The organism is Robbsia sp. KACC 23696 (assembly GCF_039852015.1).
In the GTDB taxonomy this organism is placed as follows: Bacteria; Pseudomonadota; Gammaproteobacteria; order Burkholderiales; family Burkholderiaceae; genus Robbsia.
This window is the reverse complement of record NZ_CP156626.1, coordinates 134,455-151,464: the sequence shown is the minus strand read 5'-3', so window position 1 is coordinate 151,464 and position 17,010 is coordinate 134,455. Positions and strand designations below refer to the sequence as shown.

The 17,010-nt window shown below is 64.2% G+C and carries 16 protein-coding genes; 12 read left to right on the top strand and 4 right to left on the bottom strand.

Going from position 1 to position 17,010, the window contains the following annotated elements; all coding sequences use genetic code 11:
• Positions 1 to 3: 3 nt before the first annotated feature.
• Complete coding sequence (locus tag ABEG21_RS00590) at positions 4 to 423, bottom strand: type II secretion system protein N (RefSeq protein WP_347555372.1); 420 nt, start codon at positions 421 to 423, stop codon at positions 4 to 6.
• A 220-nt stretch (positions 424 to 643) separates the two neighbouring features.
• On the opposite strand from ABEG21_RS00590, the gene gspG reads away from it, so the two are divergent.
• The 9 genes from gspG to ABEG21_RS00545 all read left to right on the top strand — a co-directional run bounded on the left by gspG (position 644) and on the right by ABEG21_RS00545 (position 8,632).
• Positions 644 to 1,072: a type II secretion system major pseudopilin GspG gene (gene gspG / locus ABEG21_RS00585; protein WP_347556836.1), complete on the top strand. Its 429-nt coding sequence runs from the start codon at positions 644 to 646 to the stop codon at positions 1,070 to 1,072.
• Between the two features lie 50 nt (positions 1,073 to 1,122).
• Entirely contained in the window at positions 1,123 to 1,587 is a 465-nt protein-coding gene (locus tag ABEG21_RS00580; protein WP_347555371.1) for a GspH/FimT family pseudopilin, read from the top strand.
• A 2-nt stretch (positions 1,588 to 1,589) separates the two neighbouring features.
• Positions 1,590 to 2,063: a type II secretion system minor pseudopilin GspI gene (gene gspI / locus ABEG21_RS00575; protein ID WP_347555370.1), complete on the top strand. Its 474-nt coding sequence runs from the start codon at positions 1,590 to 1,592 to the stop codon at positions 2,061 to 2,063.
• The gene (locus ABEG21_RS00570; protein WP_347555369.1) at positions 2,041 to 2,718 is read left to right on the top strand and encodes a prepilin-type N-terminal cleavage/methylation domain-containing protein; all 678 of its coding nucleotides are present in this window, start codon (positions 2,041 to 2,043) and stop codon (positions 2,716 to 2,718) included. Before gspI ends, ABEG21_RS00570 begins: the two co-directional genes overlap by 23 nt.
• Entirely contained in the window at positions 2,715 to 3,842 is a 1,128-nt protein-coding gene (gspK, locus tag ABEG21_RS00565) for a type II secretion system minor pseudopilin GspK (RefSeq protein WP_347555368.1), read from the top strand. The genes ABEG21_RS00570 and gspK overlap by 4 nt, the downstream gene beginning before the upstream one ends.
• Before the next feature lie 15 nt (positions 3,843 to 3,857).
• Complete coding sequence (gene gspL / locus ABEG21_RS00560) at positions 3,858 to 5,591, top strand: type II secretion system protein GspL (protein WP_347555367.1); 1,734 nt, start codon at positions 3,858 to 3,860, stop codon at positions 5,589 to 5,591.
• On the top strand, positions 5,588 to 6,133 hold the full coding sequence (gene gspM / locus ABEG21_RS00555) for a type II secretion system protein GspM (RefSeq protein WP_347555366.1): 546 nt from the start codon (positions 5,588 to 5,590) through the stop codon (positions 6,131 to 6,133). Before gspL ends, gspM begins: the two co-directional genes overlap by 4 nt.
• 104 nt (positions 6,134 to 6,237) lie before the next feature.
• Positions 6,238 to 7,020, top strand: coding sequence for a type II secretion system protein N (gene gspN / locus ABEG21_RS00550; protein WP_347556835.1), 783 nt, complete (start codon positions 6,238 to 6,240; stop codon positions 7,018 to 7,020).
• Between the two features lie 94 nt (positions 7,021 to 7,114).
• Entirely contained in the window at positions 7,115 to 8,632 is a 1,518-nt protein-coding gene (locus ABEG21_RS00545) for an efflux transporter outer membrane subunit (RefSeq protein WP_347555365.1), read from the top strand.
• Here the strand turns inward: ABEG21_RS00545 and ABEG21_RS00540 are convergent.
• Both ABEG21_RS00540 and gshA read right to left on the bottom strand, forming a co-directional pair.
• Positions 8,577 to 9,335 carry a glutathione S-transferase gene (locus ABEG21_RS00540; protein WP_347555364.1) on the bottom strand — a complete coding sequence of 253 codons (759 nt, stop codon included), beginning with the start codon at positions 9,333 to 9,335 and terminating at the stop codon, positions 8,577 to 8,579. The genes ABEG21_RS00545 and ABEG21_RS00540 overlap by 56 nt on opposite strands.
• A 152-nt stretch (positions 9,336 to 9,487) precedes the next feature.
• A complete protein-coding gene (gene gshA, locus ABEG21_RS00535; RefSeq protein ID WP_347555363.1) occupies positions 9,488 to 11,116 on the bottom strand; it encodes a glutamate--cysteine ligase in 1,629 nt (542 codons plus the stop codon).
• 568 nt (positions 11,117 to 11,684) lie between these two features.
• Between gshA and ABEG21_RS00530 the strand changes: the two genes are divergently transcribed.
• Positions 11,685 to 11,921: a hypothetical protein gene (locus ABEG21_RS00530; RefSeq protein ID WP_347555362.1), complete on the top strand. Its 237-nt coding sequence runs from the start codon at positions 11,685 to 11,687 to the stop codon at positions 11,919 to 11,921.
• Positions 11,922 to 12,095: 174 nt separating this feature from the next.
• Complete coding sequence (locus ABEG21_RS00525; protein WP_347556834.1) at positions 12,096 to 13,088, top strand: serine/threonine protein kinase; 993 nt, start codon at positions 12,096 to 12,098, stop codon at positions 13,086 to 13,088.
• 399 nt (positions 13,089 to 13,487) lie between these two features.
• On the opposite strand, the gene ABEG21_RS00520 is transcribed toward ABEG21_RS00525, so the two are convergent.
• Positions 13,488 to 14,252, bottom strand: coding sequence for a phytanoyl-CoA dioxygenase family protein (locus ABEG21_RS00520; RefSeq protein ID WP_347555361.1), 765 nt, complete (start codon positions 14,250 to 14,252; stop codon positions 13,488 to 13,490).
• A 298-nt stretch (positions 14,253 to 14,550) separates the two neighbouring features.
• Between ABEG21_RS00520 and katE the strand changes: the two genes are divergently transcribed.
• Positions 14,551 to 16,698, top strand: a complete 2,148-nt coding sequence (gene katE / locus ABEG21_RS00515) for a catalase HPII (protein WP_347555360.1) — start codon at positions 14,551 to 14,553, stop codon at positions 16,696 to 16,698.
• The last annotated feature ends 312 nt before the right edge of the window (positions 16,699 to 17,010 follow it).

The window sequence follows — 17,010 nt, the reverse complement described above, 5'->3', positions numbered from 1 at the left end:
CGCTCAGCGCATATAAGCGATGCCGCCCGGACCGCTGATGGGCGCGGTGACGCGAATGTCACTGCGCACGCCATGTTGCTCGACGACGATGTGATCCGCGTACACTTCCCGAAGGATCGTCTGGTCGTCGATCGCTTGATTGAGACCGATCGCGCGGCCGGCTGCGCCGTTCTCGCTGATGATTGCCGCAGCGCCGCGGCCCACGCCCAGCGAGAGGACGCCGGCCACGCGCAAGCGAGCCTGCTGGGTGGCATCGCCGCCGAACAGTTGGCTTGCCGCCTGGACGGAAGGTGGCGGCGCCACGGTGGCGGCGTCATCCGGCGCCTGCCGCGAAGCGGTCAGTTTCACGGTCCAAAAAGTGGCGGTCGCGCAAAACAGCGCGCAGGCGGCCAACGTAGCGAGGGGCATCACGAGTCGGTTCATATTTGGCATTCTACGGTCAAATCATGACGACAAATACGGTGCACAAGTGGATGGAGGAAATTTCGGAATGCGCGCTCTTATGAATCGCTTTTTTGTGTCGTCGGCGCATCGTGCCGACGCCGGTAATGTTGGTGGGAATGTTATCCCCCCCGCCCTGTCTGCATCATTGTCCGAGGTGCGTCTCACGGCGCGCGCGCGCTTACAGCGCACTCCGTCGCGCTTGGCGGGGCGGCGCCGCGCACGCGGCTTCACCCTGATCGAAGTGATGGTGGTGATCGCGATCATCGGCATTCTCGCAACCTTGATCGTACCGAAGATCATGAACCGACCGGATCAGGCGCGTCGTGTGGCGGCGACGCAGGATATCGCCACGGTGATGCAGTCGCTGAAACTTTATCGCCTGGACAACGGCCGTTATCCGACGACGGAACAAGGGCTGCGAGCATTGGTCACGAAGCCGAGCACGGACCCGGTGCCGAACAATTGGAAGGATGGCGGCTATCTGGAGAAGTTGCCGAACGATCCGTGGGGCAATGCGTATCAATATCTGAATCCGGGCGTCCACGGCGAGATCGATGTGTTCAGCTATGGCGCCGATGGCAAGGCGGGCGGCGACGGTAACGACGCCGATATCGGTTCGTGGCAGTGATCGTCGCCGCTTGACTCATGTCGCTGACGAATAGGCGGAGGCCGTCTCCGGTGCGCGCGCGTGGCTTCACCTTGCTCGAGATGCTGATGGTGCTGGTGATCGGCGGACTGCTGGTCGGCCTGGCATCCTTATCCCTCTCGCACAACACCGGGAGTGCCCTGTTGGAACAGGGGCAACGCCTCGCGCTCGCTTTTGAGACCGCGGGCGACGAGGCTCAGTTGCGCAACGCACCAATCAGTTGGGAGCCGGTGGATGGCGGCTATCGCTTTTCGGTACGGGACGGCGCGCGTTGGCGGCCGCTGAGCGACGACGTGCTGGGCGGCGCACGCTGGATGACCGCGGTCTCGGGCGTTGCGATTCGATATCCGGGCGTGTCGAGCGCGGTGAAAGTTTTGCGCTTCGGCACGGAAAGCATCGGCGATGCCGCAAGTGTCACGCTGTTCTCGGACAATGGCGCCGTGACTATTTCAACCAACGGCGACGGACAGTTCCTCGTTCGCAAAGGGACCCGCTGACGATGCGTCTCTCCTTCGTCCGTCGATCGATCGATATGCGGCGCCCCCCCTGTGCTTCGCGCGCGGGGCCGCGCCGACGCGCGCGCACGGCACGCGCCGGGTTTGCGGCCGGTTTTACCTTGATCGAAGTCCTGGTCGCGTTGGCGATCGTCGCGATCGGTCTGGTCGCGGCCTTGCGCGCCGTCGGGAGTGTGGCGACGAATACCGCCGCCTTGCATGCGCGCCTGCTGGCTGGCTGGAGCGCCGACAATACGATCACGATGTTGCATCTGCAACGCAGTTGGCCGTCGTTCGGGGTGACGTCCGTCCCCTGCCCGCAAGGCGGGCTGGCGCTGGTCTGCGATATGACGGTAACGCCGACGCCGAATCCGGCGTTTCGGCGAGTCGAGGTGTCCGTGCGTAGCGCGGTTACCGGAAAAACGATGTTGGCCGATCTGGTTACGGTGGTGGCGGATGAAACGCACAGGCCGCTCTGATACGCCGCGCCGGGAGGCCGGCTTCACCTTGATCGAGCTGTTGGTGGCGATCACGCTGCTGGCGGTGGTCGCGCTATTGAGCTGGCGTGGCTTCGACCAGATCGTACGGGGACGTGAGATCGTCGTGGCGACGATGAGCGACGAACGAACGATCGCGCGTGCTTTAGGTCAGGTCGGTTTCGATCTGCGCGCAGCCGCCAGCGATGACGATGCGCGCGGCAGTGCGGTGATATTGCAAGGCAGCGGTTTTACCGTCGTGCGCTATCTCACGCAGCCGGAGCAGCCGCGACGGTTGCAGGTGGTCGTGTATCAAGTGCGGGAAGGACAGTTGCTGCGCCGTGCCTCGGCCCCGGTCGCAACGGTCGGCGCCTTGCAACAGGCGCTGTCGGGAAATGGCGACCAAGGCGATTGGCGCGAAGTGGTGTTGCTGCCGCATGTGGCGACATTCCAGGCGGAGGCTTGGCTGGAGGCACAGGGGTGGACCGGTGCGCAATCGTCGGTGGCGGCGGCGGTGACCCGCTCGCAACGCGCGTTGCGGGACGCTACCACCAGTTCCGCGCCGTTGGAGCGCGCGGCCCGCGGCGTACGACTGACGTTGTCGACGAACGACGGCGGTCTGCGGCGTTATGAACGTGATTATCTGGTGGCGCAATGAAACGAAGCCCGCCAAGGTCCAGATATGAAGGGGACGCCGGCCGTCGGCGTTCGCGCGGCGCGGCCTTGATCACGGCGCTATTGGTCACCACCTTGGCCGCGGTGCTGGTATCCGGATTGTTATGGCGGCAGCAGGTGGAGATTCGTCGCGTGGAGAATCAGCGCGAGGCGGAACAGGCTCGTTGGGTATCGCGTGGCGTCATGGATTGGGCGCGTCTGATTTTGCGTACGCAGGCCGATGCCTTGCCGGTGACCTATCTCGGCGGCGCCTGGAGCGTGCCGATCGCGCCGACGCGGCTGTCGGACTTTCTCGGAAAAATGGGGATCGCACGCTCGCAAGAGGGCGCGTCCACCTGGTTGTCGGGCGGGGTCGTCGATGCGCAATCGCGCTTCAATCTGCGCAATCTGGTGGGCATCGCGCCGGTTGGGGGATTGCGTATCGATCCGCAGGCCTTGCAGCAGTTTCAGAAGCTGCTGTCCTTGCTGGGTTTGAACGGTGACTTGGCGACGCCGACGGCGCAATATCTGATGACGACGTTGTTGTCGTCGGCGACGAAAACGCAGCAGGCGCAGACGGGCGATATCGCGTCCGATGCGCAAGCCGCGGCACTGAACAACAACGCCTCGCCGAACAGCAGCAGTGGTTTCAGCGATGACCCTGGTTTGAGCAGCGGCAATGCGGCGGCGGAGATGACGCGGCCCATCCAGCTGCACGATGTGGACGATCTCGCGGTGCTCCCCGGCTTTACGCCGCAGATCATCGCGCGGCTGCGGTCGTTTGTGACGATTCTGCCGGTGCCGACCCAGATCAATCTGAACACGGCGAGTGCCGAGGTGATTGCGTCGGCGTTGCCGTCGTTGACCGTGACGGCGGCGCAGGCGGTGGTGGCGACGCGCGACCAGGCGTTTTTCGTCAATCTGGGCGATGCGCAGACGCGCCTGGCGCGCTTCATGTTGGCGTCGGATACGCTCGATGCGAGTCGCTTCGACGTGACTACACGTTATTTCGAGATTCACGCCCGCGTGACGCATGAACGGGCTGTGGTGGACAACGTTGCGCTGGTGTATCGCGATGCACGGACGCATGCGACGCGCATCGTGCGGGTGGTTGAAGCACGGCAATGACGAATTGGAGAGTGTGTGAGTACATTGACCGTATTGATTCCGCCGCGTGACGCGGCGGAGACATCGGCGGGCGCCGGCCTGCCCGGTGCGGCGGGGACGTCGGAGGCGCAGCCCGGCGCGGATCGGCTGCCCGCATCCGCGGCCGGCGGCTTGCGCTATGTGCTGACCGATCGGCGCGGTACGGTGTTGCAGTCCGGCACGGCGCCGCTGGGCTTGTTGCCGGCGGCGCAAGCCACCTGTCTGGTCCTGGCCGCACGCGACGTGCTGCTCGTCGATGCACCGGTGCCGCCGTTGCAAGGCGCCCGCCTGCAGCAGGCGCTGCCGAACATCATCGAGGACTGGCTGCTGCCCGATACGGCGCCGGTGCATATCGTGGCAGGTCCGCTGCCCGGCGCGGGGGCGGCCGCATGGACCGGTGTCGGCGGAATCGGCCGGTTCACGCGCCGTGCCGCACCGCGTCGTCCGCGCCTGGCCGCGGTGGGCAAAGCCGCATCGGTCCGTACGCTGGCGGCCGTCGATCGGACCTGGTTGCGCGACCTGCTGACGCGTTTCGCCGCGGCCGGTCACAAGGCGTTGCGGGTCGTGCCGATGAGCGGTTGCCTGCCCTTGCCCGGTTTGTCGAGCGGCGTCGGTCTGGCGACCGACGGCAGCGACGATGCGTCGGTATCGGTGCTGCTCGACGACAGCGCGCATGCCGCTACGGTCGCTCAGGATGGCACCGTCGAAGTGACGTTGCGCCGCCGCCCGCATGCCGGCGGTGAGCGCGTCGATGTCGCCGATGCCGGACCGGACACGCTGCTTACGCCGGCCGCGGGTGCCGGTTTGGCACGTGCCGCCGCGTCTGCGGAATCGGCAGTCGATGGTCGTGACGTCGTGTCGCTCGCCGATATCGGCACCGCGGCGCCTGTCGAGGGGAGCGCGACGCGCGACGATGCAGGCCACGCCCGCGCACTGGCCGACGCCAGCGGCGCCGCGCGGATCGATGCCGCGGCCGTGGCGGCGCTCGACGAAGACGATGCCGCTTCCTTGGAGGCGCATCGCCTATGCGGCGAAGGTCTGCGGATCGCGCGCACCGATATCGATTTGACGCTGGACATGATCGCGCCGCATCGGACGCTGTATTACCTGGTTGCCGGCACCGACGACCAGGCGATGGCCGGTGCCGCGCTGCGCCTGCGTCCGGGGGCGCGACCGTACACGATGGCGCAGTTGGCGCAGGCGGCGCAACGGTGCGTGATCGACCTCTGCCAATTCGAATTCGCGCCGAAAGGTCTGCGTCTCTCCGGCGCGCTCTGGCGACAGGTGCGTTGGCCGGTGATGCTGGTGCTGGCCAGTGTCGTGGTGACGTTGATCGGCTTGAATCTGCGTTGGGCGCAACTCGTGCATCAGCGCAATGCCGTGCAGGCGGCGATGACGGAACGCCTGTTGTCGGCCTTCCCGTCGACGACAGTCGTGCTCGACCCGGTCGTGCAGATGACCCGCTCGCTGGACGCGCTGCGGGTAGCGGCCGGCGAGTTGTCGCCGAACGACTTCCTGACGCTGACGAATGGCCTGTCCTTGTCGATGGGCGGCATCTCACCGAACGGTATCGGTGCAATGACATACGACGGCAGCAGCCTGCAGGTGCTGTTCCGCAGCGACGCGCAGGTGGATGCGGGGCTGCGTGACCGATTGGCGCGACAAGGCCTGGATGCATCGATGGAATCGCGGCCGGATGGTCAGCGTTGGACGATCAGGAGCCGTCGATGAATACGTGGCAGATGATGGTGGGCGCGTGGTGGGCGCAACGGCAGCCGCGCGAGCGTCGCCTGTTGTCGATCGGCGGCGTGGTGGTGTTGCTCGCGTTGCTGTACCAGATACTGGTCGCGCCGGCGCTCGACGGGATTGCACGGATCGAGGCGACGTTGCCCGGCATGCAACAGCAACTTGGGCAGATGCAGGCGCAGGCGATGGTCGCGCAGCGCTTGTCCGGCGCGGCACAGGGCGCGGCGCCCAGTGGCGAGGCGCTGCGCACGGGCTTGGCCGCCGCGTTGAGCGATGCCGGCCTGGGCGATGCGGACGCCGTGCAGACGGTGGGCAACGGCGTGCGGGTGACGGTGAAACAGGTGTCCTTCGCCGCACTGGTGCACTGGCTCGATCAGATGCGCACGCAGTTGAAGGTCAAGGTCAGCGATGCGCAGATCGCGCCGGTGCGGGCGCCCGACGGCGCCATCGATGGCCGCGTGGATGCGACGGTGACATTGGCAGGACAGCGTGACGGTGCCGGCCAGAGCGGGAGCGCGTCGCGATGACCCCTTTGCATGGTCGCCGCCGCGCGAATGGCGGCGGTGGCGGCCGGCTGGGGCGCGATCGCATCGACGACGCGCCGTGGGGTGCCCGACCGCCCCTCTGGTGTATGGCGCTGGTTGCCGTGCTGGCAGTGCTGCTGACGATCGGGATCCTGTTGCCCGCCGCGTGGGTCGCACCGCTGGCCACGCGTTATACGCAAGGGCGGCTGGAACTCGTCGATGTGACCGGTTCCTTGTGGCAGGGTTCGGCCTTCCTGGTACTCGCGCCAGGCGGACAGCCGGACCCGTCGCTCCCATCGACGGATGGCCGCAGCGGCGCGCCGATGCTGATGGCGGCACGTCTGCCCTATCGGATCCTCTGGCAGGCCGCGTTCTGGCCCTTGTTTACCGGTGAAGTCCGTCTCGACGTGCGCGAGGATCGGCCCTTGTCGGAGAAAGTGCGCGTGGTCGCGGGCCTGAACGGGGCGACGGTGAGCGCGGGCGGCATCGCCGTGCCGGCGAGCTTGCTCAGCGGGCTCGGTGCGCCGTTCAACACGCTCGATCTGCAGGGCGATACGCGTCTGGAATGGACCGAATGGCATTTGCTGCGCAGCGGCGCCTACGGACAACTGACGGTGATGCTGGCCGATATGTCCTCCAGCGTGTCACGCGTTCGTCCGCTCGGCAGCTATCGGGCGATCATCCGGGCGAACGGTGCCGGCATCGCGCTGCAACTGTCCACGGAAAAAGGCCCCCTGTTCCTGAGCGGCAGTGGCGATGGCAATGCCGCCGGCTTTCAATTCAGCGGGCAGGCGCGCAGCGGCGACGAGGCCAAGGCCAATCTGTCCGGGCTATTGTCCTTGCTCGGACCACGCGTGGACGCGAATACCGTGGCACTGCGTTTTCCCTGAAATCGTTCGAAATGCACGATTGCCGGTGAACGGCTCCTTCATTTCGCGGATGCGGCGATAATGAAGGGTGGAGCGAAATGCGAAGGAAAGGGCTATGAGAAAGGATGTCCGCGGACCAACGTCGTCATTGCTGGCGCTGAGCGCCGCATTGGTCATGGCGGGTGCATTGGCTGGCTGCGTCGTCGGGCCGAATTACAAGACACCGACGACGGCGGTGCCGGCCGCTTTCAAGGAGGCGCCGCCGGGATGGAAAGTCGCGCAACCGTCCGACCACGATCCGCGCGGTGCGTGGTGGGAAGTGTTCGGCGATCCGACGCTGAATGGCCTGATCGAAAAGGCGAACCAAGCGAATCAGTCGATCGCGCAGTACGAGGCCGCCTATCGTCAGGCCACGGCTTTGATCGATCAGGCGCGCAGCAGCTATTTCCCGACGCTGGGTGCCACCGGTAGCGCAACGCGCTCCGGGACCGGCCGCAACGCTTCGTCGACCGGTCGCTCCAGCATCGGCAATAGCTATTCGGCCGAGGCGCAGGCGTCGTGGGAGCCCGATCTCTGGGGCAGTGTGCGCCGGAGCGTGACGTCCGAACGCGCCAGTGCCCAGAGTGCGCAAGCCAATCTTGCCAATGCGCGGTTGTCCGTTCAGGGCACGCTGGCGGAGGACTATTTTCAACTGCGCGCGCTGGATGCGGCACAAGCCTTATACGACGAGACGGTCAGCAGCTATCAGGATTATCTGAAGCTGACGCAGAACCGCTATGCGCAAGGTGTGGCCGCCCGTTCGGACGTGCTGCAGGCACAGACGCAATTGCAGACGGCGCAGGCTTCGGCGGTCGACAACCAGGTCAGTCGCGCCCAATACGAGCATGCGATCGCGGTGCTGGTGGGCGAACCGGCGTCGGTGTTCACGCTGGCGGCGGCGCCTTTGCATGCCGAGCCACCGACGATTCCATTGACACTGCCCTCCTCGCTGCTGGAACGCCGCCCCGATGTCGCGGCGGCCGAGCGTAGCGCGGCATCGGCGAACGAGCAGATCGGCATCGCGCAGGCAGCCTATTTTCCGACGCTGACGCTGTCCGCCTCGGGCGGTTTTGCGAGCAGCGCCTTCTCCGATTGGCTGACGGCACCGGCACGGGTCTGGACCATCGGCCCACAGCTGGCGGCCACCCTGTTCGACGGCGGCTTGCGTCGGGCGAAGGTCGCGGAGGCGCGGGCCAGTTATGACCAAGCGGCGGCCACCTATCGCGCGGCGGTATTGACGGCCTTCCAGGACGTGGAGGACAACCTGTCGAGTCTGCGCATTCTCGCCAACGAGGCCACGATCCAGCGTGACGCCGTGTCGTCGGCGCAGCAGTCGCTGACGATTTCGACCAATGGCTACAAGGCTGGCACGAATCAATACCTCGACGTGTTGACGGCCCAGGCGACGCTGTTGTCGGCGCGCCGTAGTCTGGTCGATGTCGAGGGTCGCCGCATGGTGGCTGCCGCCGGTCTGATCAAGGCGCTGGGCGGCGGCTGGGATGGCCTGTCCGCCCCGGTGGATCGGAATGGCGAGCCGGTTATCGCGGCGGGCGATCCAGCTCCGGATAGTGCCGGAAAATCCCTTCCTCGTTGAAGGCGATGCGGCGCGGCGAGGCCAGATAGGCCGCGATGCGCGGGCGCTGCGCCACCTGCCCGTGCAAGGTCTGCAATGCCGGATAGTGTTGCTTGAAACCCTGCAGACCGCGGGGAAAGGCGTAGTGCAAGCCTTCGATCAACTGGAACAGCGACAAGTCCGCATAAGTCGCCTTGTCGCCTGTCAGCCAACCGCCTGCGCCCGCACCGCGTGTGATCACGCGCTCGAAATAGCCGAGAAACTTCGGGATGCGATTGTCGATGAAGTCGCCGGCGCGGGCCTTCGCCTCCTTCTTCTGATCTTCATAGTAAAGACTGCTGGCGATCGGGTGATGCGTGTCGTGCGCTTCGGCGACGACATCGGCGATTGTCAATTGCAGGCCGTTGATGAAGGCCCGTTCCGCCAGCGCGGCCTCGCTGTGGCCGTCGGGTGCCAGATTCAGGCGTGGTCCGAGCCAAGCCAGAATATTCGCCGTCTGGGAGAGGATCTGCGTGCCGGCTTTCAGAAACGGCGGGGCGAACGGCAGTTGCGGTACGTCGCTGGCGGCCGCCTGTGCCGTCGTGTCCAGGATCGCCTGCATCTTGTCCATGCCATGCGTTTCGCGCGCGACATCGGTGTAATCGGCGCCGGCATCTTCCAATGCGAGACGGACAAATTCGCCGCGACCCTGCAGCATCGGCCAATAGTAGAGCTCGTAGTGCATCGTGTGCCTCCTCGGTGACGCCGACGCGGGACGCGCGGCATCGGTGTTTTCTCACCGGATCAGATAACACGATGCGTGCCTAGACGGAGAGGACGGCGATACCCGTCTGCCGTTCTTTCCGCCTAACGCGAGCGCGCGGAGGGTCGTTGCACTCAGTCCGTCGTACTCAGGGTCTTGCCGAAGCGGCTGACGAAGGTATCGAAATCGATATCGTCGGCCGCCTCGATCTTCCGCTGCTCGGCAAACGACGAGACGGCCAGCGCATCGAGCGTGGCGGTGCATTCCGGATCCAGCGGCGCGGCGGTGAACGTGGCCGCATGCGCGCGGCTCTGCTGCAGCCCGAACGCCGCATAACTCCCCGCGGCGCGCACCGCCTCCAGGACGCGCGCCGACGGCAGTTCTGCCGGCGTATTCAGCAGGTGCCGCTGGCGCGTCAGCGCATCGGTATGCGATACACCGCCGCGGTGCTGTCCCGCCTCGTCCAGCAGGCCGGCCGTGATGCCGATCTGATCGAGCAAGGCGCTCGCCCAGGCATCGAGACCAATGGTCTCGCCGGTGCGCTGCAATTGCTTGCCGGGTCGGCGGCCATCGCGCGCGACCGCGAGGAAATTCGCATCGGCTTCCCGTTGCAGCGCTTCATCGTCCGGGCTGTCCTCCAGCGCGCACATCAGCAGGAAGGCATCCAGGAAGCGGGCCGTGGTTTCATCGATACCGATGGCATCGAAGGGATTCAGATCCAGGCAGCGGATCTCGACGTATTGGATACCGGCACGCGTCAAGGCATGCGTCACGCGCTCGCCCGGCAGGTTGACGCGTTTGGGTCGGACGGTGGCGTACAGCTCGTTCTCGATCTGCAGCAGATTGGTGTTGAGCTGGATCCACTCGCCGTCCTGATGCGTACCGATGGCGGCATATGGCGCGTACGGTGCGGCGATCGCCTCTTCCAGGCCGCGGATATAGCGCGGCAGCGAACCGAAATCCGGCCGACGCTCGCGCATCGCGTCGTTGTGATACCCGAGATCGCTCATCCGCAGGCTGGTGGCATAGGGCAAATAGAGCGTCTGATCATCGAGCAGTGCCAGGCCGCCCGGATGCGCATCGCTATCGGCCCGCGCTTGCTTCGCCAGGCGTTCGGCGAAGAAACTGCGGTCCAGCGTGGGCGAGGCGCCGAACAGATAAAGCAGCAGCCAACTGAAGCGACGGTAATTGCGCATCAATCGGATATACCCTTCCGACTGGGTATCGTGCGGCGGCACGTCGGCATCGCGCTGGCCGACCAGCGGTGCCCACAACGCATCCGGCAGCGAGAAGTTGTAGTGGATGCCGGCGATGCATTGCATCGCGCGGCCGTAGCGCACGGCCAGCCCCTGCCGATAGACGTGCTTGAAACGGCCCTGGTTCGAATGACCGTAGTCGGCGATCGGGATCTCCGTGTCGCGCGGCAAGACGCCCGGCATCGACAGATCCCACAGGTATTCCCCGTCCAGGCGCCGATGCACGAAGCCGTGCAGTACCCGCAGGCGCGACAACGCGGCGGCCGGATCGGCAGCCGGCGGCGTGATGAATTCCAGTAAAGCCTCGGAATAGTCGGTCGTCAGTTCCGGATGCGTCAGGGCGGCGCCCAGCGCGGCAGGATGCCCGCTCGTCGCGAGGCTGCCGTCGCTGCGCACGCGCAGACTTTCTTTTTCGATTCCGCGTCCGCCTTTCGCGAGCAGCCCCGAGCGGGCCGCATCCTGCAAAACGGCCAGCCGCTGCAAATAATCCGATGTGCTCTTATTCATTCTGTGACAACCGTAAGCGGGTCGTCCCGGCATGGCAGCATCCTGCGGGACCCCTGATTCATCGGGCACTTTATCATCTTGGCGAACCTGCCGCTGACGCCACCGTTGCGCGGTACAAGGCGCGCCCCTGGCACCGTGCCATCCCGCCCCACGGTGCGCTCCTGTAACGCGCCTGCGCCCGCCTGCCCGACCGATTGCCATAGGCGCCTTTTGTCGTGCGAAAAATCCGACAATTTCCCTCCGGGTCAACCCTTTTAGAGTTAACCCTCTATCGATCCCATTGCGCCGCTGTTTTGGTAGCACTACATTAAAAGCGTCTCCTCCATGTCTCCTCCTGATATGGATTCCACCCGCCGCAGGCGGGTTTTTTTTTGCCTGCCGCGTCCGTATCGTCGCGCGGAACGCAGCCCGACCGGGGCGCACGCGAGCGTTGCCGCGCGGCATCAACGTTTTGGGTGTGCTCCGCCGTTCCGTATAATGAAAAACGGTTGCAGCAGGACCGGCGGTTCGTGCTGGCCTTATTATTAGCAAGACGGATTCCCTATCCGTCTTTTTGGGAGAAGCCTCGATGAAGATCGGTACCATTGTGCGATCCAACCATATCGCGGTTCCCTCCGGCGCCTTGGGCATCATCAAGCGCGTGATTGGCGACATGGCGATGGTGACGTGGTACGCGGGGATGCCGGGGGCATCGCGCGAACTGAACACCGAGCCTTTTTTTGTCGCGGACCTGATCGACACCGGCGACGCCTTGCCGTTGACCGCACTCACCTCGGATGCCGCAGCGGGCGGCGCCTTGCACTGAAAGTAAGCGTCGCGTGCAACCGCATGCGACGTCATACAGGCCGATGCGCGGGGCGGGCCCTCCGGGGTGACGCCCCGCGCTGGCCTATTCTCGAGAATCACCGTGCAAGACCCCAATGGCAGGAACGACATCGACGACGTGCCGGAACCGCCGGATACGCCTGAAGCGCCGTCGATGGGCAAGCCCTACGCCACGCTCAACCCGGACCTCGTGCTCGATGCGATCGAATCGACCGGCATGCGCGTGGACGGCCGTCTTCTTACGCTGAACAGTTTCGAAAACCGCGTGTACCAGGTCGGTATCGACGATGCGCCGCCGGTCATCGTGAAGTTCTACCGTCCCCATCGCTGGTCCGACGCGGCAATTCTGGAGGAGCATACGTTCCTCCAGGAACTGGGCGACGCGGAAATCCCGGCTGTCGCTCCCTTGGTGCTGCCGCTCGGCGATGCCGCCGGCACGACGCTCTCAACCTATAACGGCTTTCGTTTCTCGGTGTTTCCGCGTCGCGGTGGCCGCCCGCCGGAACTGGAGCAGTCCGACACATTGGAATGGCTCGGTCGTTTCATCGGCCGTATCCATCAGGTGGGCGCCCGCAAGCCCTACGCCGAACGCGGCGTGATCGATTTGCCGACGTACGGCACCGCGCCCCGCGATTATCTGCGTGACAGTGGCGTGGTTCCGGAGAATCTGCGCGAGGCCTATTTCGCCATCGTCGATCTCGCGCTGGCGGCCATTGCACGCGGGTATGAACGAGCCGGCGATATCGCCCTGCTGCGCCTGCATGGCGACTGCCATCCAGGCAACGTGTTGTGGACCGACGCCGGCCCGCACTTCGTCGATTTCGACGATAGCCGCATGGGGCCGGCCGTGCAGGATCTCTGGATGCTGCTGCCGGGCGATCGCGACGGCCAGCGCCGCGCATTGGGCGATGTGCTGGCGGGCTATGAGGATTTCTGCGAATTCGATCAGCGATCGTTGTATTTGATCGAACCGCTACGAACCTTGCGCCTGATTCACTACAGCGCCTGGCTGGCACGCCGCTGGGACGATCCGGCCTTCCCCGCCGCGTTTCCCTGGTTCAATACGCAGCGGTATTGGGAGGAGCGCATCCTCGAGCTACGTGAGCAGGTCGCGCTGATGGACGAAGAACCGCTCTGGCCGATTTGAGGCCGTCTCCCGCCTGCCGAACGTTGGCTCTGGCTGCGGCCGCAAGGCGCGATGGGCGGGGTATTTATCCACCACTTGTCAGCCACTTATCCGCAGCTTGTCCCCGTCGAGGGGGTGACTTATCCCGATGTTATCCAGTGCCCACCGAAGCGCATTGGCCCGTCATGGCGGGACGATAGGACATCAGACAGGGAAAACGGCTGCAAGCCTTGTGTGCTGGCGAAGCGATGCCATTGTCGGGTAAGGATTTGGCGCGTTATCGACGCGTCAGGGACCGCGCGCCACTCGGGTTTTCACGACCCTTTCCACAGGATTATCCACAGCTTGCCGGGGAGCCCTTGGCAAGCTCCCCGGGAGCGCATCGACGTGACGTACCCGCGTCGGTGCCGGCGCCGCGTGTCAGAGCAGCGGCACGGCTTCCTTCGAAGTCGACCGGGTTCCGGGTACCGGCGGATTGCTCGCGCCGTGGTAGGTAAAGACGAGCGAAAACTTGACCGCTTCGGTGACGTTTTTTCCGGCCGAATGCAACGTATTGCAATGGAAGAACAGGACGTCGCCGGCCGCCAGCGTCGGACAGACGGCGCGGGCAATCAGGTCTTCGTTCTCCGCCGTGTTCGGCACGAAGAATTTGGCATCATCGAAACTGTCCGCGCCGAATTGACGCTGATGGGAGCCGGGAATCAACCACAGTGCCCCATTGCTGGCGGTTTCATCGCCGAGCGCCAGCCACACCGAGACGAGATCGTCGCGGGCAAAGGACCAGTACCGCGCGTCGCGGTGCCACCCGGTCAGGCTGCCGTACTGCGGATGCTTCGTCATCAGGCAGTTGTGATGGGCGCGCGACAATAGCGTCTGCTCGCCGAAATAGCTGCTGACCCAGCCGGCGATATCGGGTGACTTTGCAAATGCGGCGAAGCTCGGTTCGCGGCCATAGGCGTCGAGCAGGCGTCGTACCGTCTTGCCACCGGGCGCGTCGATCGAGACGGGCGCGCCCGGATATTGCAACTGGGCTTCGAGTTCGAGGGGACTGTGTCCTTCCGCCAACTGGGCCTGCGCGCGGGCGCGCATTTCGGCACAGGTGGTGGCCGGGACGAGGCCGCGCACGACGACGAAGCCGTCCCGTTGCAGGGCGTCGATCTGCTGTTTCTTAGTTTCTGCTGACATGCACGCGGTTCCTGCCAGAGCCCGCCGTGCGGCTGCACGGCGTGAGCGAAAAGAGCATTGTAAAACTCCGAACGACGCAGCGCATCCATTACGGGATGCCGCGTCGCCGATAGCGTGCCGGCCTCTCGCGCGACGTGCCTTGCTCGGGATCAAACATATTGAAGGAAACTATCGAGATGGCGAATCAGATCGCCTTTTCAGGTACGCGGATTGCTAAGAGAGCAGCTCGTCCCCACACACGGGCGTGCGCGTCGCGGCTTATCCGAATCGATCACCGGAGCAGGTCGGCCGACAGCGCATGCCGCATGCCAAGGAGCATAAGATGGCCAAGTCGCCCTCCGAATCAGCACAGCAAGGCAGCAGCAAAGACCAGCAACTCGCCACGTTCAGCGTCAGTGTCGAGAACGAAGCGTTGCGCACGAACCAGGGCGTCAAGGTCTCCGACAATCAGAACACGCTGAAGGCCGGTGCACGCGGCCCCTCGCTGCTCGAAGACTTCATCATGCGCGAGAAGATCACGCACTTCGACCACGAGCGCATTCCCGAGCGAATCGTGCACGCGCGCGGGACCGCCGCCCACGGTTATTTCCAACCGTACGAATCGCATGCCGAGTTGACCAAGGCCGGCTTCCTTGCCGATCCGGCAAAGCAAACGCCGGTCTATGTGCGGTTTTCGACGGTGCAAGGCTCACGCGGCTCCGCCGACACCGTGCGCGACGTGCGCGGTTTTGCGGTCAAATTCTACACAGACGAAGGCAACTTCGACCTGGTCGGCAACAATATGCCGGTCTTCTTCATCCAGGACGCCATCAAGTTCCCCGACTTTGTTCACGCGGTGAAACCGGAACCGCATAACGAGATTCCCCAAGGCGCGACAGCCCACGATACCTTCTGGGATTTCGTCACACTGGTCCCGGAAACCACGCATATGGTGATGTGGGCGATGTCGGATCGCGGCATCCCACAATCGCTGCGCCTGATGGAAGGTTTTGGCATTCACACTTTCCGCTTCGTCAATGCGCAAGGCAAGGGCCGCTTCGTCAAATTCCACTGGCGTCCGGTGCTGGGCTCGTACTCGTTGATCTGGGACGAGGCGCAGAAGCTGTCGGGCAAGGACCCGGATTTCCATCGTCGCGATTTGTGGGAGTCGATCGAAGCAGGCAACTTCCCAGAGTGGGAGTTCGGCGTGCAGATCGTCGAGGAAGAGGACGAGCACAGTTTCGCATTCGACCTGCTCGATCCGACGAAGATCATTCCGGAAGAGCTGGTCCCCATCAAGATGCTGGGCAAGATGGTGTTGAACCGCAATCCCGACAACTACTTCGCCGAGACCGAGCAAGTGGCGTTCTGTCCGGGCCATATCGTGCCGGGCTTGGATTTCAGCAATGACCCGCTGCTGCAGGGCCGTCTCTTCTCCTACACGGACACGCAGATCAGCCGCCTGGGTGGTCCGAATTTCCACGAGCTGCCGATCAACCGGCCGGTGTCGCCGAATGTGAACAACCAGCGCGATGCGATGCATCGTCAGGTAATCCATCGCGGCCAGACTTCGTATGAGCCGAATTCGATTTCCGGCGGCTGGCCGAAGGAAACGCCGCCGGCAGCCAGCGATGGGGGCTTCGAGACCTATCCGGAACGGATCGATGCCGCGAAGATCCGCGAACGGAGCGAATCGTTCGGGGATCACTACTCGCAGGCCACGCTGTTCTGGAACAGCATGAGCGAGCCGGAGAAGGATCATATCGTCGCCTCCTACCAGTTCGAGCTTGGCAAGGTCGAACGGGAATACATTCGTCAACGCATGGTCGATAACTTGGCCAATGTCGATCCCACGCTGGCTGCCCGAGTGGGGGACGGTTTGGGCTTGATTCCGGCGAAGGCGACGACGCCGGGCGCCGATGTGCTGGCGAACCCGGGCAAGGGCAAGAAGTCCGTCAAGACCTCGCCGTCGTTGAGCTTGATGGCGAAGGTACAGCCGGGAATCAAGACGACGAAGATCGCGATCCTTGCCGCAAAGGGCGCTGACCCCCTGAGCATCGCCACCGCGAAGATGGCGTTGGAGAAAGCAGGCGCGCAGGCGAAGGTCATCGCGCCGATGTTGGGCGAAGTCGCGCCAGGCGTCTACGCCGATGCGACGATTGCCGGCATGCCATCGATTGCGTTCGATGCAGTGTTCGTCGCCTGCGGGCAAGACAGCGCCACGTTGCTATCGAAGAACGGTGATGCGCGTCACTATCTGCTTGAGGCGTACAAGCATCTGAAGGCGATTGCTGCCGTGGGGTATGGTCGGGATGTGATCGCCGCGGCGAATCTGCCGGTGAGCGAGGAAGGCGTGATCAGCGACGAGACCGCGCATATCGACAAGGTTCTCACGGACTTTATCGATGCGATCGCGCAGCACCGTGTGTGGGCGCGTGCGCCGAAGGCGGAAACCGTTCCGGCATAACGTCGATGTCTTAGCAGTGCGCGAGTAAAACGAAAAGGCCAGCGATCGGTATCACGCTGGCCTTTTCATTGCACGATCGGGTGGGTTTCGTGGGCAAGCTCACCTAGGGTAAGTCTCTAAGTGTAAATCCCTGGAACGTCGCGGCTTCCGATCGAATATGCCTCTGACAAAGGCACTTTTCTCGATATGACGTGGAAGTGCGCTGTCATGAATCGTAAAAAACGACCGGCCGTCCTTTTACCTGTTCCCCCTGTCTTCTATAATAAAGACGTGCTAGCGAGATTGTCTCGTGGTTCCGGATGATCTGCTTCG

Bases quoted from the DNA above. Each gene is read 5' to 3' on its own strand.
- ABEG21_RS00590 (WP_347555372.1), bottom strand. From the start codon at position 423: ATGAACCGACTCGTGATGCCCCTCGCTACGTTGGCCGCCTGCGCGCTG.
- gspI (WP_347555370.1), top strand. From the start codon at position 1,590: ATGCGTCTCTCCTTCGTCCGTCGATCGATCGATATGCGGCGCCCCCCC.
- ABEG21_RS00570 (WP_347555369.1), top strand. From the start codon at position 2,041: ATGAAACGCACAGGCCGCTCTGATACGCCGCGCCGGGAGGCCGGCTTC.
- gspK (WP_347555368.1), top strand. From the start codon at position 2,715: ATGAAACGAAGCCCGCCAAGGTCCAGATATGAAGGGGACGCCGGCCGT.
- gspM (WP_347555366.1), top strand. From the start codon at position 5,588: ATGAATACGTGGCAGATGATGGTGGGCGCGTGGTGGGCGCAACGGCAG.
- gspN (WP_347556835.1), top strand. From the start codon at position 6,238: ATGGCGCTGGTTGCCGTGCTGGCAGTGCTGCTGACGATCGGGATCCTG.
- ABEG21_RS00545 (WP_347555365.1), top strand. From the start codon at position 7,115: ATGAGAAAGGATGTCCGCGGACCAACGTCGTCATTGCTGGCGCTGAGC.
- ABEG21_RS00540 (WP_347555364.1), bottom strand. From the start codon at position 9,335: ATGCACTACGAGCTCTACTATTGGCCGATGCTGCAGGGTCGCGGCGAA.
- gshA (WP_347555363.1), bottom strand. From the start codon at position 11,116: ATGAATAAGAGCACATCGGATTATTTGCAGCGGCTGGCCGTTTTGCAG.
- ABEG21_RS00530 (WP_347555362.1), top strand. From the start codon at position 11,685: ATGAAGATCGGTACCATTGTGCGATCCAACCATATCGCGGTTCCCTCC.
- ABEG21_RS00525 (WP_347556834.1), top strand. From the start codon at position 12,096: ATGGGCAAGCCCTACGCCACGCTCAACCCGGACCTCGTGCTCGATGCG.
- ABEG21_RS00520 (WP_347555361.1), bottom strand. From the start codon at position 14,252: ATGTCAGCAGAAACTAAGAAACAGCAGATCGACGCCCTGCAACGGGAC.
- katE (WP_347555360.1), top strand. From the start codon at position 14,551: ATGCCGCATGCCAAGGAGCATAAGATGGCCAAGTCGCCCTCCGAATCA.